The sequence below is a fragment of the Chitinophaga jiangningensis genome, assembly GCF_900142605.1.
Lineage (GTDB): Bacteria > Bacteroidota > Bacteroidia > Chitinophagales > Chitinophagaceae > Chitinophaga > Chitinophaga jiangningensis.
This window is the reverse complement of record NZ_FRBL01000005.1, coordinates 335686-354045: the sequence shown is the minus strand read 5'-3', so window position 1 is coordinate 354045 and position 18360 is coordinate 335686. Positions and strand designations below refer to the sequence as shown.

Here is an 18360-nt window from a genome sequence, read left to right as displayed (position 1 = left end):
TACATAAACGGCGCCAGCACTATACTTTCGTATCATAGATTGTCAAAATATATCTAGGCAGAAAGGAGTTCAATGTATTTTATCAACCAGAATCCCTTTCCCCAAAAACACCTTCTTAACCGCTGCCTCCAATAGAGTTTATTGTGTTCAATAAACAAGACTTCTTATTATCCAAATACTGATGCTATGCATTCAAAAGCTACTCCTACTAGCCCTTTTAGTGCTTCCTTTGTTATCCTTCGCAATCGGGATGGTTCTGCAATCAACGATCCCATGCCACGTAAAAACCTGCGTGTTGTAAACTTCCTCAAAGGATTTTTAGTATTGATGCTATTAATGATAGCAGGTACTAACGTCAACGCACAAACGTATTACCAGAGAGTATACGCTAACAGTCAATCTGTTGGCGAAACTCCTTTGTTATGTACTGTGTGTAGTGTTACCGGTGCTGCTAATGCAGTGGATGCTAATCTGAGTACATTCGCCTCCGTTAATAATACGGTAGGTGTTGCAGCGTCAGTTTGGCTCGATGTAATATTTCCTGCGCCAATTCCCGTCACACAAGGTGTCATCCTACGAGTAGGCACAGGCGCCCTGGTGAGTGTAACACTTGGTAACATCACTGCGCAGCCAATGAGTGGTACAAGCACCACAAAAGGAAATGCTACCAGTTTAAATACTGCACTGGCTAAACTGCTTGTTAGTAATAACCAGTCAGAAGTTTACCTGCCAGCTCCATCAGCCTCGGGAGCTACCGGTACTTACGACCGCGTGCGCGTCAGCGTTGCCGGCTTGCTGAATGTGGCCACAAGTATTAATGTGTATGACGCTTATTATAATGTACCAGCTACCGGCACACTCGCCTGCGATAACCCGATAGATGTGATTGGCGGAGTACAAAGCCTGGTAGATATTGCCAGCCTTGTTAACCTCGGAACGGTAACCAACCCACAAAATGCAATTGACTTAAATACCAATACAGCCGCTACAATGGAAACACTCGCCAACGTAGCCGGCTACACGCGTTTAAATGTAATTTTTCCCGGACTTGCAAAAGCGGGCGACTCCGTTCGTATCACCCTCGGAACCACGGGAGGGCTGCTTTCACTAACGGCACTCCAGTCCATTACCTTCCTTACCTATAATGGAGCAACTGTTGTAGATAGTATTAATGGAGGCAGCAGCCTGATTTCGCTTAGTCTCCTCGCCGGACCAGGAACACCGCAGGTAGCCACTTTCGCATCCTCTGGTCCGTTCGATCATGTGGAAGTACGATTGGGAGGCCTCGCGAATGTGCTCAACAGCCTGTTCGTATACGAAGTGGGACGCTTCATTCCAAGTCCGTTTGTTACAGCAACAGGTGGTAATCTCACCACTTGCCTGAACTCGCCGGCTACCTTCACCATCTCCAATCCGGATGCTGCCTTAAATTATACCTGGTATAACAGCGCCGGTACGGTAGTGCAAGGCCCTGCCACCACTTCCTCCTATTCACCACCGGTAAACACTGCTGGTACATTTACCTACTCCGTGGCGGCCAACAGAACAATGTGTACCACTGGCTCTCAACGGACTCCGCTTACGTTAAAAGTAAATCCATATACTACCGCCGCCGACCTGAACTTCTCTGATTCAGCCTATAGTTGCGCTGGCGACACAGTACGCATCACACCAACCTCCACCTTCCTCACAGCAAAACCTGTGTTCAGCTGGTGGAAAGATGCTGCTAAAACAACACCGATTACCAACGGACTCGTAGAAGGTGCCATCCAGTATTTTGTGGATACTACCGGCCGCCTCACCATAGTAGGCCTTACCGCACCAACTGCTGATTACTATGTAAGCGCCAGCGACAGCAATCATTGCGATAACCTGGCAAATACACTGAAAAAAGTAACCGTTGCACAAACCACTAAAGCTCCTACTCCTACTCTCGGCGCATCTACTGTATATGCCAGCGTAGGACAACCAGTAGTTCTCCGCGCTACCCCTCCGGGTGGCGGTACCATATTCTGGTATAGTGATACCACACAGGCGTCAATTGGTTCCGGCGATACCCTCCTCGTCGGACCATTCCCTGCAGCAGGTACACATATTTACTATGCAGCTGCACGCCTGAGTGCCAGCGGCGCCTGCGAATCATACAGAGTCGCTGATACCGCTATCATTATACCACTAGTTACAAATACTTCCTGTAACGCACCAACCACCACCGCCACCGGTACTACACTTGGTTGCGTACTGTGTAGCGTTACTAACCCTAATGGCGCTGTAGATACTACCTCCACCAATTTCAGCACGCTCAGTATTCCGGTAGGGCTGCTCGGTGGTAGTGTATATCAACAGCTCTTCTTCCCAAGCCCTGGTGCTGCTACCGATAGCCTCCGCATCATGTTCGGCTATCCTGGTGGTATCGCTGATGTAGGCCTGCTCGCCGGTGTCGAAATCACTGTGGCCAATGGTACTACTGTGGTAAGAAGAGATACGCTCGCCAGCCTGCTCAACCTCCAGCTGCTCAGTGGCGCCGGTCCTTATACCGTTACCATTCCTGCAGGTGGCGTTTATAATACGGTACAGGTTAAACTTACAGGAGTAGCTAACCTGCTTACTTCCCTCCGCCTGTATGGTGTAAGAGCTGTGGCTCCAAATCCAACCTTCACCATCAATACCAATGGTACTGCCTGCGTGAATGAAACGGCAACTATCACCGCTAACGGCCTCGGTACAAACAGTATCAGATGGTACGCTGATTCTACCACCGCCACAGTAGCAGGTAGTAATCCTACCTTCACCACACCGCAACTCACCACACCTGGTGTAGTAACTTACTACGCACAGGTTGTTGCAGCGAACGGTTGCGCTAATCCGGAAAGACTACCGGTTCGCATCACCGTGAATCCGCTGGGTACCGCGGGCGATATCATTGTAAATGATACCACCGTTGCCTGTACCAGCAATAGTGCTGTACTTACTCCAACAGCAAACAGCGCATCCGGTATCACCAACCCTGTGATTAAATGGTATTTCGACCAGGCTAAAACGCAGCCTGTCACTAATGGTACCACCGCAGGTATTACCTATGCACTGGATTCAGTAGGTAAACTGACTATCACTGGCCTCGCTGCCGGAACATATACTTATTATGCAGCCATATCCGGAAGTAACCGTTGTGAAAACCCGGCTAATACACTGAAACCTGCATCTGTTAAAGTTGTAACAGCTCCTGCAGGCCCTGTAGTGCCTGGTACCGTGGTGGCTACCACCGGCCAGCCAGTGGCACTCACCGCTACACCTGTAGCCGGTGCCACCATCACCTGGTATGCTGATTCAACCACTACTACTGCCCTCGGTACCGGTACTCCATTTAACGTTGGTCCGTTTACCAATCCGGGCACTTACACCTTCTTCGCAGCAATGACCGTTCCTGGTGCCTGCGAATCCAACCGCGTACGTGTAACCGTAGTAGTAACCGGTCCGGTTATTATCTCTCCGGATTGTAATGTGCCAGTCAGCCAGAACTCCGGAACCAGCCTTGGTTGTATCCTCTGCTCCGTACAGGATCCTACTAACTCAATCGATAGTGTGAAAACGAATTTCACACGACTCAGTATGCCGGTTGGTCTGCTGGGTGGTTCTGTATACCAACAATTGATATTTGCAAACCCTGGAACTGCTTCCGATAGCATCCGCGTTACATTCGGCGCCCCTGGGGGCCTGGCTGATGTAAGCCTGCTCGGTGGTGTAGTGGTGCGTGTATACAATAACACTTCCCTGGTTACAGCGGATACCATTTCTAATCTGCTCACCCTCCGCCTCCTCAGCGGTCAGCAATTTACAGCCACCCTCCCTGCTACCGGTGTATACGATCGCGTAGAAATCAGGCTGACTGGTGTTGCTAACCTCCTCAATAGTATTGATATCTATGGTGCAAGGGTACTCTACCCACGTCCGGCCATCAATACACCTAACGATACCGTTTGTGTTAACACAACTGCCACCCTCACCGTTACGCCTGTAAACGGCACCGGTGTTCGCTGGTATGCTGATTCTACCGGTACAACTGTACTGGCATCAACCAGCACTTACACTACTGATACACTCCGTACCCCTGGTACAGTGAAATACTGGGTAGCTGTTTATGGCGGCCCGGCTAATTGTGAAAACCCTGAAAGATATCCGGTAAGTGTTACCGTAACACCTCCACCTGCCGTGCCTGGCACTGACCAGACAGTAGGTGTATGCTCCGGCTCTAATGTGATATTACGTATCAATAATCCGGTACAGGGATTAACCTACAACTGGTTCAATGCCGCACAGGGCGGTACTAAACTGAATGCAGATTCTGGTTTAACCTTCCCTGTAAATGGTGTTACAAGAGATACTACTCTTTATGTAGAAGCGCAAAGTTCCTGTGGTGCTACCTCAACCACACGTCAGGCTTATCATATCACCATCAGCAGCGGTCTGCAGGCACCAGTGGTATCACCAAATCCTGCTATCGTACGACTCAATGAATCAGCAGTACTCACTGCAACCCTGCCGGTAGCTAATGCCACCATCGCATGGTTCAGAGATGCAACTACTACTGATACGCTGGCATTGGGTACCAGCTTCGGAGCACCATCCAAAGCAATACCTGATACCTCCATCTACTATGCACAGGCATTTATTGCCGGCGGCGGTAGCTGTCAGTCTGTTCGTGTACCTGTCACCGTTATCGCTCAGGTAGGCGACTCTACTGAAGTGCCTTGCGAACGCGCCATCAGCCAAACAATCGGCGGCAGCGGATTGCTGGTACTGGGTAATGTGTACAACCCGGCCTTCGCTGTAGATAATAACCAAAATACCGGCTCTTCCCTCGTAATAAACCTGGGTGCATTAAACGCTACTGTATGGCAGCGTGCAGCATTCAACGGATTGTCTGCACCGGGCGACAGTGTTCGGGTAAGACTGTCTAACCCTAGTCAGGTGCTCTCTGCGGGTGTATTATCCAGCGTACAGCTCACCGCTTACAATGGTAATACGCCGGTTGATTCCGTAGTCCTGAGTAATCCATTACTGCATGTGGACTTGTTGAGTGGCGGTCGCACAGGTGACTTCACCTTCCTGCCAAACGGCTTGTATGATGCAGTAGAAGTGAAACTGAAATCAGGTGTTCTCGGAGCACTGACGGATGTTAACTTCAACTCTGCACGCAGAATCATTGCAGCACCTAAAGTACAGGCATCTACTGTAACTGTCTGCAGTGGCGGTACTGCCACCCTTAATGTGGATAATCCATCCGCTAACGTAACCTACCGCTGGTATAGTTCCAATGGGGTATACCTGACAGGTAAAGACGGTGCATCGCTGGTTACCGGCGCTATCACTACTGATACCTCCTTCCTGGTGGAAGCTTACAGAGCAGGTGCGGATTGCCCAAGCAGTGCTAAAACGCCGGTTACGGTGAAAGTGATTGCCACACCGCTTGCTCCAGTGGTAACACCTGATACAATTGCAGTATGTCCTGGCTCTAACGCCAGCGCATCTATCACTAACCCTGTTACCGGTTATACCTACGGCTGGTATAATGTGGCAAATGGTGGAACCAAACTGAACACCGACAGTGGTTTCGTATTCACCGTAAATAATGTAACAGCTCCTGTTACCTATTATGTAGAAGCGAAGAACGATAGCTGTGGTATTGTATCCGCTACCCGTACGCCAGTGCTCTTTACTACAGCCAATCAATTGGGCGTGCCGGTTATTACTCCTTCAGTAGCGTCAGTAGATACCGGTAAGAGTGCTATACTGGTAGCTACACCGCCAGCTGCTAATGCGAACGTTTACTGGTTCCGTACTCAGTTTGGTACTGATACCCTGTATAAAGGATTGCAATATATCTCTGCTCCAAGATCAGTAGCTGCAACAGATACTGTGTGGGTAGAAGCAGTACTGGGTGATAATTCAAGCTGTAAATCCGCCAGGGTTGCAGCACTGATTGTAACCACACCAATGCCGCCAAATGCAGTTCCTTGCGAACGTGCAGTGGCACAAACAAATAGTAATACTACCGCAGGTGGCGGACTCCTCGTACTGGGCTCAGTAGTAAACCCGGACCGTGCGGTAGATAATAATACCGTTTCCAGCTCTTCGCTGGTACTCAACCTGGCTGCGCTCAACGCTGCTGTATGGCAACGTGCTGCATTCAACGGATTGTCTACCCTGGGTGATACAGTAGAGGTAATGCTCTCCAGCCCTGGTCAGGTGCTCTCCGCAGCACTGCTGGCCAGCGTACAGCTGACTACTTACAACGGTGTTACCGCTGGTGACAGCCTCCTGACCAATAACCCACTCCTGCATGTGAAACTGCTCAGCGGTACGGATGGTGTTGTACTGTCCTTCGTACCAACCAAACAGTTCGATGCGATCGAAGTGAAACTGAAATCAGGTATACTCGCGGCCCTAACAGCTGTAGACTTTAACTACGCCCGTCGCGGTATTGTAGCGCCTACAGTATCCACCAGCGATTCCAGCGTATGCGTTGGCACTCCGGTAACCCTGCGTGTAAACAACCCTGTTCCTGGTGTAACCTACACCTGGTACAACCAGGATGGCACCAGGTTATTGGATAGTATAGCTTATGTAGTTCCGGCATCTAATCCTGCTGGCGTATACAACTATACTGTAACTGCTACCAGAGACAATTGTAACATTCAGACATCTGCTGCCGCCAGAGTAAGCTTCCAGGGTATACCAGGTGCTCCGGTTGCAGATTCTGCCAACCCGGCTTCGGTTTGCGTAAGCAATCTGCCGGCCACACTCAAAGTGATCCCGCAAGCAGGTGTAACTTACACCTGGTTCGATGCCGCCGGCAATCAGCTGACCGCTAACAATAATGCTTATACTACACCAAACCCAATGGCGGTAGGTACTTACAACTACTTTGTAAGAGCTAACAACGGCAATGGTTGCGCTAACGATACCGCACGCACGCAGATTACACTCACCGTGTTCAATAATGCGGTAGCTGCTGATATTACAATCGACAGCGTACAATCCATCTGCCTGGGTGATACAGCACGACTGATCCCAACAAGTACTGTCGCAAACGCTGTATTTAAATGGTATACCAGCCAGCAGAAAACAACACCTATCACTACAGGTGTGGACGCTGCCGGTGTACTCACCCTGCCGGGCCTTGCCGCAGGTACCTATAACTACTTTGTGAGTGTAAGCGCAAATGGCCAGTGTGAAAATGCTGCCGGCAACCTCAAACAGGTAACCGTGAACGTTGGTACGCCAGCTGATAGCACTGATATCCAGACTATCAACCCAAGCACCTGCGTGAATACTGCTGCCACTATCACCGCATCCAGCACAACTGTAACAAATCCGGTGTTCAGATGGTACCGCGATGCCGCACTGACACAATTCATCAGAAGCGCCACCGTATTTACCACTGATACGCTGACTGCAACCACTACTTACTATGTAACCGTTCAGGGTGTGAATAAATGTGAAAACGCTCCGGGGGCAGCCAAAGCTGTAACAGTAACCGTGAATAGCTTTACCACACCAACAGCAATAGGTGCAGCCATCTGTGCCGGCCAGGCAGCTACTGTAAGAGTAGCTAACCCGGATGCAACGGTTACCTACAGATGGTACAACAGTAGCACCAAAGCACAGCTGCTCGCTACCGCTGATACCTTCAGAACAGGTATACTGAATGCTGATACCTCCTTCTACCTGGAGGCTACAAAAGGCCAGTGTGCCCTCACCCTCATTAAAGTGGATGTAACCGTGAATGGTGCGCCTACACCTGCTGTTGACAGTATCCAGACTGCCTGCGGCGGATCAAGGGCAACGCTCACCATCAAAGCGCCGGTAAGTGGCGTTACCTACAAATGGTACAATGTATCAAGCGGAGGTACTGCACTGAATACCGATGCAGGTATCAACTTCGTAACTGACACACTGCGCACATCCACAGTATACTATGTAGAAGCCGTTGGCCAGGCCGGTTGTGTAGGTACTTCTGCAAGAGTACCTGTAACAGTAGTCATCGCGCCAACACCGGCAATACCAACACTGGTTACTAACAGCCAAACTGTTTGCGCAGGAGGTAACGTAACGTTCACAATCAATAACCCGGATGCAGCTGTAACCTATCGTTGGTTCGACGCGGCGGTAAATGGTACTGAGCTTACGCCTGCTTCACCAACTACGTTCACTGCTTCAGGCATAACAGCTACCACCACCTACTATGTGGCCGCATTCAACAGCGCAGGCTGCAGCAATGCAGGTGGCAGAGCAAGTGCAACAGCTAATGTATTACCAGCACCTGCAACACCAACAGTGGTAGTAGCAGATCAGGCAGCTTGTGTGGATAACATGCTCACCTTCCAGATCAGCAATCCGGACGCACAGCTCCGTTATGTATGGTATAACTCACTGACAAATGATAGTCTGGCAACAGGTACGGCCTTTAGCACCGGCAGACTCAGAGCAAGCTCCGATTACTACGTGGTTGCGAAGAATATATCCGGTTGTGCAAGTCTGTCAAGAACAGCGCTCCGTGCAACCATCGTGGATTCACTGGCTACTCCGAGTGTGGCACCAAATGCAAGTGTATGTCTGGGTCAGGCACTCACACTCAGCGTAAATAATCCGATCAATGGCGTGGTTTACCACTGGTATACCAGTGCAACATCTACCACACCGATAGCAACAGGCGCAACTGTGAATATCAATGGTGTAATTACTAATGGCTCTTACTTTGTAGATGCAAGCATTGCAGCAGGTAACTGCGTAAGCAGCAGCAGAGGTCAGGTGAACGTAACAGTTAGCAGCGTACCGGCAACACCAGCAGTTGCAAATGGAGCAGTCACCACTTGTACCAACAGCCTCGCTGTGCTGAAAGTAGCAAACCCTGACCGTAGCCTTACCTACAAGTGGTACACCACTGCTCAGGGAGGTACACCGGTTACTACAGGGGATAGTGTAACTGTCGGACCAGTTACTGCAAATGGTTCCTACTATGTAGAAGCAGTAAATGCGAACGGCTGTAGCAGTGCAACCCGCACACTGGTAAGCGTATCCGTAGGTAATGCACCAGGTGCACCACAGGTTGCCGGCAACGACATCGGTAAGTGTCCGGGTGAAACATATACACTCACCGCCACCTCTACCACACCGGGTGCAAGCTTCGCATGGTATGCTACACCAAATGGCACGACACCGGTGAGCACAAGTGCACAATTCACTACACCTCCGATCAGCCAGGATGTGGTATACTACGTAGAAGCTTCCATCGGCAGCAACTGCGTAAGCGCCACCAGAACAGCAGTACCAATTACAGTATTGAAAGCACCGGCTGCACCGGTAGTAACCGTAGCCGAAAGAACTGCTACCAGCGTAACATTCACATGGGCTCCAGTGCCAGGTGCTGAACGATATGTAGTGGCTGTGAATGATTCTACCGGCAACTTCGTTGCACCAAGTTCCGGTGTTAACGGTACTACACATACTGTAACGAACCTGCAGCCAAACCAGAATGTAACGCTGTATGTGAAAGCAGTTGGTTCAAGCTTCTGTCAGATTAGTCTGATCAGGGAAATCACAGATAAAACAACAAATCCACAGGGTAACAATATCTATGTACCAAACCTCTTCAGTCCAAATGGTGACGGGGTGAATGATATCGAGTACGTGTACGGTACAGCTATCGCACAACTCGAATTCAGGATCTACAACCAATGGGGTCAACTGGTGTTCACATCCAAAGATCAGCGCCAGGGATGGGATGGTACCATGAGTGGTCAAAGACAACCGGTAGGCGTTTACGTATACATCGTGAAAGCTACCATGCAGGATGGCACCGTGATTACTAAGAAAGGTAACGTAACCCTCATGCGATAATCAACATTATTAAACCCGTAGAAAAAATAAAACCGGGATGCTGTAAGGCATCCCGGTAATCTTCAACAAAGTAAATTATGTTCCTATGAAGAGGATTTCTATAATTATGATACTTTTATGGAGCAGTTTGTTGCCCCGTTTAGCTGTAGCACAGGTAGATCCACACTTCTCACAATATTATGCCTATCCTTTATGGCTCAATCCTGCGCTGACAGGCGTAATAGATGGTGACTTCCGTGTAAATGGTGACTATCGCAACCAGTGGGCAAACTATGGCAAACCGTTTTCTACTGCCGGTGTTTCCATTGATGCTGCTACAGATAAGAATATAGGCGTTGGCGCAAACGTGATTAATATGTCGGCCGGTGATGCGGGGTATAACTACCTCAACGCTATGGCCAGCGTATCATACACCGGTGTTAAGTTTGGTAGAACTAAAACCAGTCAGCTGGCATTTGGTATACAGGCGGGTTTGCTGAACAGGCGCGTGGATCCCGCTAAGTTCCAGACCGGTAGCCAATATAGCCCTACGATCGGTTATGATCCAAGTATCGCCAATGGAGAAAATGTAACCACCACCTCTGCCAGTTCATTCGACGTAGGAGCAGGTACCGTATTTTTTGATGGTAACCCCAACCACCGGTTTAATCCGTTTGTAGGGTTTGCTGCTACTCACCTTACCAAGCCTAAAGATCCATTTGCGGCAGCAGGTACGGAAAGAAATCTGCCCGTTAGATGGCTGTTTCATGGAGGCACAAAAATTAAGCTGAATGAGCAGTTTAGTCTCACCCCAACAGGCTTATACATGCGCCAGGGTAATGCAGAAGAAATTGTTGCAGGGGTATATGCCCAGATGGCAGTAAATCCGGAATTCGATTTTCTCCTCGGAGGCAACTATAGGTTTAATGATGCCGCAATTCCATTCGTAGGTTTCCACTTCAAAAGCTTCGTGCTGGGCTTCAGCTACGACGCCAATACCTCTAATATGAAACGCCTGGTAAATGGAAGCCAGAGCTTTGAAGTTTCCCTGTCCTTTATCAGTCGCAAGAGAAGAGTGCTGAACGAAGAATATTTTATCTGCCCTAGATTATAAAAACAATGTCAATGACTCCAAGTGCGGAAATATTTGATGAATTTAGAAAAGCACCCCTCATGAAAAAATATACACTCTGCCTGTTACTTGTCTTATCCGGGCTGCTAAATACTGTCCAGGCGCAGTATGTTTATGACTATAAGCATACGGCCGACATCTACTACAATGCCAAAGATTATTATTCAGCTGCCCAGTATTATAACAAAGCGCTGGGTACCTTCAAAATCAAAAATGATCAGGTACTTCCCTATGCTGTTGCGGGCGCTGCACCTCCATCCGGTAAGCTGAAAGATTATCAGCAGGTAGTGGCCCGCCTGGCAGAATCCTATCGCCTATATAATGATTTCGGTAATGCCGAAACCTGGTATGCCCAGCTGGTAGGATTTAATAATCCACAGTATCCACAGGCCCGCTATTGGTATGGTGTCTGCCTGAGAGCAAATGGAAAATACAACGAAGCCCTGGAACAATTTAAAAAGTTCAAGGAAACGTATACAGCGGCCGATGACATCTCCACAAAAGCTAACCTGGAAATTCAAAGTTGTGAGTTTGCAATTGCAGAAGAGAAAAAGCTGCCAAGATACACGATCATTAAAACTGCCGGAAATATCAACGAAGGCGGCGCTAACTATGCACCGGTAATTACCGAACCCAATACCCTGATGTTCACTTCTTCCCGCCCGGAAACGCCACCATTACCGGATAATGCAAGTGAGAAAGAAAAGAAGGAAAAAAACAAAAAAGGCAATCCTTATGTAAATACTTTATACACTGCTTCCGGTCATAATAATACGTATAACAACGCTACCAAGCTCACCATACCTGATCCTCCCAAAGGTACCGATCAGGGAGTAGCCGCTATTTCACCGGATGGCAGAACATTATACCTGACCAGGTGGACTTTCAAAAACGGAGAAAAGCAGGCAGCTATTTATCTCAGTACCAAACAAAACGGATCATGGTCTGAACCAAAATCCCTGGGGGCAAATGTAAATGTTGATGGCTACAACTCCATGCAACCGTATATTACGGCGGATGGTAAGTACCTGCTGTTTGCATCCAACCGTCCGGGTGGAATGGGTAAAAACGATATCTGGTATTGTGTAATGACCAACGGTACCCCAGGTAGCGCCAGAAACATCGGTACTGCCATCAATACAAAAGAAGAAGAACAAGCGCCATTTTATGACGCCGAGAAAGGATTGCTGGTATTCAGCTCCGATGGCCGTGTAGGTCTTGGTGGACTTGATTTCTTCCAAAGCGAAGGCGACTTCGGCAGCTGGTCAGAACCCAAGAATATGGGTAAGCCATTGAACTCACCGAAGGATGATATTTATTACACTGCTTTGGATAATTCCCGCCCTTTTGCTGCAGGCTTTATCAGTTCCGACAGGGAGTCAGTATGTTGCCTGGAAGTATTTGGTATCAGGCGTATCCGCAAAATTGCAAGCGGTCTGATTATAGACTGCGATACACATAAACCGCTGGAAGGCGCCACTGTTACGCTGATGGATACCATCCGCCAACGTATAATCGGTAAGGTGACCCTAAATGAAACCGGCAGGTATACTTTCGAAGTAGATCCTAATCGCCAGTATAAACTCGTGGCCGAAAAGGAAAACTATTTTACAAAGTCGCTGCACTTTAAAACAGATCAGCTGGAAAATACCGATTCACTGGATAATCCTACCCTTTGTATCAAGCACTATGAAGTAGAAAAACCAATCGTTCTGAATAATATCTACTACGACTTTGGTAAAGCTACGCTCAGAGAGGAATCGAAGATTGTGCTGGATACCGTGGTTGACCTGCTGAATGAAAATCCAAAACTAACCATAGAAATGAGTGCGCATACAGATAGCGTAGGTTCCGATAAGTTTAATAATAAACTGTCTCAGGAACGTGCACAGTCCTGCGTGAATTATCTTATTAGTCGCGGTATATCGCCTACACGTCTGATCGCAAAAGGCTATGGTAAAACCAGACCGATTGCACCTAACTCACTGCCTAATCACAAGGATAATCCTGAAGGCCGTCAGCTCAACAGGAGAACCGAGTTCAAGGTATTGAAAAAACAAGTAGAGGCGCCTACATCAAACTATCAGACAGAATGATACAACACACATTCTGAAACCCCTCCATATCCTAGAAAAAGTCACAAAACCAGGAATAGCCCACGCGTTTGCGTGGGCTATTCCTGGTTTATCACACTTTTAATGAACTATCTGCTGATAGTACATCTCTATCTAAATTAACCAGCGCCTAGGGCTTATTTTTTACCTACCACACCGATAGCCAGTGTATCTTTCTTCTCGCCAGTCAGCACTTTCATGTGTGCAGCATATGCCAGCACATCAGCGTAACGGAAAGCAACATCTTTCTGACCAGCAGCAGTGTTAGCTTTGATAGTTTTTACATTTTTGAAAATGTTTACAGTCATAGCAGCACCGGTACCTTTGATATCAGCAGTAGTGTTCACATACAGCGTATCAGTAGTAGGAGTAGCAGCAGTACCACCAATCAGGTAGATAGCCTGTTGAGCATCTTTGGTAGTTTTATTCAGCTTCAGAATCAGGTTGATGGAGCTGTCAGTGTTTTCAGTCAGTGTTACCACACCATTTACTTTAGCCGCATCAGCGCCAACACCTTTCAGGTCGTAGCTGGTAGTGCGGGCTGCAGGTGGATTGTCATCATCTTTCTTACAAGCAGTGAAAGTTACAGCCATAGCAGTAGCCACCATAACTCCCGCTGTGAGAGCACGTTTCTTGGAAATCGACATGATATAAATTTTAATTGAAGATTGTTAGATTGATATAAGTCTTTGTTTTCTTATTGCAATAGGTTTTCAGCGCTTACTGAATTGTTAAACGGGGATGATAACTTTATGTTACAGTGAAAAATTAAATTTTATTTTTTGAGGAGTAGTTAGTATGCCTGTAATGGTTTGCTGTAAAGGATTTCAGGCCGGTAAAAAATTTTATGCGAAAAGATATCATCAAAAATATTTTACAAACAGTGTAACATTTTTGGTGAGGAGTACTTTATATATTCTGCCATTTAATAAATCGATTACTGATTTTCGTATAGTCATTATAGTTATATTTAGTTATGGTGTTTATTTAGGGAGATGTTAAGGCCGGTCCGGGTAATTTTTAGCGGATTATGCCATAAATATAATCTGCCATGTATTTATGACAGATATATTACCTTTGCCGGGTTTTGTATATCACATTAACTAACTAAACCAGTAACTAAAAATAGTATGTCACTTACAGTAGTAGGCACAATGGCATTCGATGAGATCGAAACGCCCTTTGGTAAATCAGGTAGAATCATCGGTGGTTCCGCAACATATATTGCCTGGGCGGCATCCAATTTCGTGACACCCATTAACCAGGTTTCCGTGATTGGTGGCGATTTCCCGGAGTCTGAACTGGCAGCCCTCAAGGCTAAAGGGGTAGCAATGGATGGTGTACAGGTAAAGAAAGATGAAAAAACTTTCTATTGGTCCGGTAAGTACCATATGGATATGAATACCCGCGACAGCCTCGCCACCGACTTGAACGTACTGGCTGATTTTCAGCCGGTTATACCTGAAAGCTACCAAGGTTCTGAGTTCCTCATCCTCGGTAACCTGACTCCACAGGTGCAAATGAGTGTGATCGACCAGCTGAAAGAAAGACCTAAGCTGATCGTAATGGATACCATGAACTTCTGGATGGAAGTAGCCCTGGACGATCTGCTGAAAGTGCTGAAACGAGTAGATGTGCTGATGGTAAATGATAGCGAAGCCCGTCAGCTGAGCGGTGAGTACAGCCTGGTAAAAGCTGCCCGCAAAATCCTGACCATGGGTCCACGCTACCTGATCATCAAAAAAGGAGAACACGGTGCGCTCCTGTTCCACGAAAACCACGTGTTCTTCGCTCCCGCCATGCCACTGGATGATGTATTTGATCCAACCGGTGCTGGTGATACCTTCGCAGGTGGCTTCATCGGTTACCTGGCTAAAACAAGAGATATTTCCTTCGAAAACATGAAAACTGCGATCATCGTAGGTTCTGCCATGGCTTCCTTCTGCGTGGAGCAGTTCGGTACCGGCCGTATCAGAGAAGTATCCAAGGAAGAAATCCACTCAAGAATCGACCAGTTCGTACAACTGGTAAACTTTGATATCGATCTGGTATAGGACTTAACCAGCATATTATATAAGAAAGCCCGATGCATTCGCATCGGGCTTTCTTTTTGTACCTGCTGGAAGCTGCCCCGGCAGGGGCGGCTCACAAAGCTGACACCGAAGGTGTCAGCTAAAATATTTCTTATTTAAAAATACCATTCAAGACAGCCGCCAAACGCAGGCCACCTTTCAATAACTGCGTATTTAAATCTTCCACAAATACATAGTTATAACGGTAGCTGAGCTTGGAATCCGGCTTCGTATACCCGTACACTTTATCCGCCAGCAGATGCGATTCAAACATCCAGTCAGCAATAGTGCCCGCCTGGTAAGATTTAACCTGTGCCGGAGAAGCAATATCCAGTGCTTTAGTATATTCTGTATAGCTAAGTTGTTGGTATTCAATTAACTGTTCGTCCCACACGCGATGCAGGTTAGATGGTGTGTTAAACCAGTTTACCGCAATTTTATTACCACCCTGGTCCTCGTCGCGGCCCACATGTAAAGGCTGGTGCATATCTCCCATCATATGAATCAGGAAAGTGAGGGCAAATACCTTCTGATCCTGTGGTAGCTGGCGATTCTTCAGGTCCTTGATCATGGCGTTGGTTTCGGTATACAGGTTTTCGCCTGTAGCGGCTTTCAGCAGCTGATCAAACTCCGCACGCTCAATGCCAGCCGGAAAATCCAGGTAGTGCCAGGTGTTGGTATGATCATATTTATGAGTGGTGTCTGACTTGATGAAGTCGGGCCAGTTAGCCACCATGGCCATTGAAGTGCGACCAAGTATGGCTGCCACCGCTTTGCGGGCCTGCGGCGTAAGATGGTTATAGGCAATTTCCGCTACTACACGATGGCCGATAGGGCCCCAGGCGAAGCTGGCGAATGGCAGTAAAACGCCCAGCAGCAAGGTAAAGATTAGTTTTTTTCTCATACTATTGTTCCTGATTGAAAGGGCAAAAGTAAAGAGCTTTTTAACACTTTTGTCCGCACTTCTTTAGTATTTTTACATACTGCTCAATTTAAGATTCACATTATGCCATTTAAGATACAAGCGCCTTATGCTCCTGCTGGTGATCAGCCGGAAGCTATAAAACAATTGACTGAAGGCATCAACGAAGGGGAACAGTTTCAGACCCTGCTGGGGGTAACCGGCTCGGGTAAAACCTTTACTGTTGCAAATGTTATTCAGCAAGTACAACGCCCCACATTGGTGTTGACCCACAACAAAACCCTGGTAGCACAGCTATATGGGGAACTTCGTCAGTTTTTCCCGGATAATGCCGTGGAATATTTTGTGTCGTACTACGACTATTACCAGCCGGAGGCCTATATGCCGGTAAGTGATACCTATATAGAAAAGGACCTGGCCATTAATGAAGAACTGGATAAACTCCGCCTAAAAGCAACCTCCAACCTGCTCTCCGGCCGCCGGGATATCATTGTGGTAGCCAGCGTATCCTGTATATATGGTATGGGTAATCCAACTGATTATGAAAACGGTATTATCAGGATTCAGCTGGGACAAACCATTGGCCGTAATGCATTCCTTCATGCCCTGGTAAACTCGCTTTACCAGCGCACCACCGGCGATTTTAACCGTGGTAACTTCCGCGTACAAGGGGATACAGTAGATATCAACCTGCCTTATGTGGATTATGGCTATCGTATCACCTTCTTCGGAGATGAGATTGAAGAGATAGAAAGCTTTGATGTGCAAAACGGGAAACGTATCGGTAAAATGGAGAATGCGGCCATATTCCCTGCTAATCTCTACCTGGCACCAAAAGATATGATGCGGGAGATCATTTTTGAAATACAGGACGAGCTGATGGCGCAGGTGGAATACTTCAAAGCGAATGGAAAGCTGATAGAAGCCCAGCGCCTCTCCGAGCGTGTAAACTACGACCTGGAAATGATTCGGGAATTAGGTTACTGTAGCGGTATTGAAAACTATTCAAGGTTCCTCGACCGGCGTACTCCGGGTACCAGGCCTTTCTGTTTGCTGGATTACTTCCCGAAAGATTATCTGCTGGTAATAGACGAAAGCCATGTAACCGTTCCGCAGATTGGGGGAATGTATGGTGGCGACCGCTCCCGTAAGCTCAACCTGGTGGAATACGGATTCCGCCTGCCCTCCGCACTGGATAACCGTCCGCTGAACTTCTATGAATTCGAAAACCTGGTGAACCAGGCCATTTTTGTAAGCGCTACCCCCGGAGAATACGAACTGAAGAAAACGGAAGGTGTGGTAGTGGAGCAGGTAGTACGACCTACAGGCCTGCTGGAACCACCTATTGAAATAAGGCCCAGCGCCAACCAGGTGGATGATCTGCTGGATGAAATTGACCGCCGTGTACAAAAAGGAGACCGCGTACTGGTAACTACCCTCACCAAGCGCATGGCCGAGGAAATGGATAAATACCTGCAGCGTATTAATATTAAGTCAAGGTACATTCACTCCGAAGTGGATACCCTGGAACGTATTGAAATCCTGCGCGACCTTCGCCTCGGTAATATCGATGTATTGGTGGGCGTGAACCTCCTCAGAGAGGGGCTGGACTTGCCGGAGGTATCGCTGGTGGCCATCCTCGATGCCGATAAGGAAGGTTTCCTGCGCGATGAGCGCTCCCTCACCCAAACGGCGGGCCGCGCGGCACGAAACGTGGACGGGCTGGTAATATTCTACGCTGATAAAATCACGGAGAGTATGCAGAAAACGATCGATGAAACAGATCGCCGCAGGGAAAAACAAATAGCCTATAATATAGAACACGGCATTACGCCACGTACCGTTCGTAAGAGCAAGGAGCAGATCCTGGCTCAAACCGGTGTGCTTGAAATAAAGAACTTCGACGAAAATTCCCCTTATGCCGTGCATGACGAGGTTACGCTGGTAGCGGAAGCTGCCATGGAGGTCGCCAAGTCGTCCGCCGCTTCGGTTAAAACTATTCCGCAGATGGAAAAAGCGATTACCAAAGTGAAAAAAGAGATGGAAAAGGCGTCCAGAGACCTCGATTTTATGGAGGCTGCCCGCTTAAGGGACCAAATGTTTGCTATGGAAAGAGAACTACAGGAAATGAAAGGCTAAAATCAACGATTTTTTGCCCGGAATTGAAATATTCATTCATTCGATCGCCTATATCATATATGTAATTATTTATTATATGATATGGGCGATTCTATTTCGTCT

The 18360-nt window shown here is 47.7% G+C and carries 7 protein-coding genes; 5 read left to right on the top strand and 2 right to left on the bottom strand.

The window, feature by feature from the left end; genetic code table 11:
- Nucleotides 1-186: 186 nt before the first annotated feature.
- From BUB18_RS14355 to BUB18_RS14345, 3 genes are all read left to right on the top strand, one after another.
- Nucleotides 187-9900, top strand: a complete 9714-nt coding sequence (locus tag BUB18_RS14355) for an Ig-like domain-containing protein (RefSeq protein ID WP_143159950.1) — start codon at nucleotides 187-189, stop codon at nucleotides 9898-9900.
- 85 nt (nucleotides 9901-9985) lie between these two features.
- The gene (locus BUB18_RS14350; protein WP_073082131.1) at nucleotides 9986-10993 is read left to right on the top strand and encodes a PorP/SprF family type IX secretion system membrane protein; all 1008 of its coding nucleotides are present in this window, start codon (nucleotides 9986-9988) and stop codon (nucleotides 10991-10993) included.
- 59 nt (nucleotides 10994-11052) lie between these two features.
- On the top strand, nucleotides 11053-13107 hold the full coding sequence (locus tag BUB18_RS14345) for an OmpA family protein (protein ID WP_073082767.1): 2055 nt from the start codon (nucleotides 11053-11055) through the stop codon (nucleotides 13105-13107).
- A 155-nt stretch (nucleotides 13108-13262) separates the two neighbouring features.
- On the opposite strand, the gene BUB18_RS14340 is transcribed toward BUB18_RS14345, so the two are convergent.
- Nucleotides 13263-13772 (bottom strand): hypothetical protein, encoded by a 510-nt coding sequence (locus BUB18_RS14340; RefSeq protein WP_073082128.1) that lies wholly within the window; start codon nucleotides 13770-13772, stop codon nucleotides 13263-13265.
- A gap of 483 nt (nucleotides 13773-14255) precedes the next feature.
- On the opposite strand from BUB18_RS14340, the gene BUB18_RS14335 reads away from it, so the two are divergent.
- Complete coding sequence (locus BUB18_RS14335; protein WP_073082125.1) at nucleotides 14256-15179, top strand: PfkB family carbohydrate kinase; 924 nt, start codon at nucleotides 14256-14258, stop codon at nucleotides 15177-15179.
- Between the two features lie 130 nt (nucleotides 15180-15309).
- Here the strand turns inward: BUB18_RS14335 and BUB18_RS14330 are convergent, their stop codons facing one another.
- Complete coding sequence (locus BUB18_RS14330) at nucleotides 15310-16101, bottom strand: S1/P1 nuclease (RefSeq protein ID WP_073082122.1); 792 nt, start codon at nucleotides 16099-16101, stop codon at nucleotides 15310-15312.
- A gap of 102 nt (nucleotides 16102-16203) precedes the next feature.
- On the opposite strand from BUB18_RS14330, the gene uvrB reads away from it, so the two are divergent.
- A complete protein-coding gene (uvrB, locus tag BUB18_RS14325; protein ID WP_073082119.1) occupies nucleotides 16204-18258 on the top strand; it encodes an excinuclease ABC subunit UvrB in 2055 nt (684 codons plus the stop codon).
- Nucleotides 18259-18360: the final 102 nt, after the last annotated feature.

Coding starts and splice junctions, on each gene's coding strand:
- BUB18_RS14340 (WP_073082128.1), bottom strand. CDS start 13,772: ATGTCGATTTCCAAGAAACGTGCTCTCACAGCGGGAGTTATGGTGGCT.
- BUB18_RS14345 (WP_073082767.1), top strand. CDS start 11,053: ATGAAAAAATATACACTCTGCCTGTTACTTGTCTTATCCGGGCTGCTA.
- BUB18_RS14355 (WP_143159950.1), top strand. CDS start 187: ATGCATTCAAAAGCTACTCCTACTAGCCCTTTTAGTGCTTCCTTTGTT.
- BUB18_RS14335 (WP_073082125.1), top strand. CDS start 14,256: ATGTCACTTACAGTAGTAGGCACAATGGCATTCGATGAGATCGAAACG.
- BUB18_RS14350 (WP_073082131.1), top strand. CDS start 9,986: ATGAAGAGGATTTCTATAATTATGATACTTTTATGGAGCAGTTTGTTG.
- uvrB (WP_073082119.1), top strand. CDS start 16,204: ATGCCATTTAAGATACAAGCGCCTTATGCTCCTGCTGGTGATCAGCCG.
- BUB18_RS14330 (WP_073082122.1), bottom strand. CDS start 16,101: ATGAGAAAAAAACTAATCTTTACCTTGCTGCTGGGCGTTTTACTGCCA.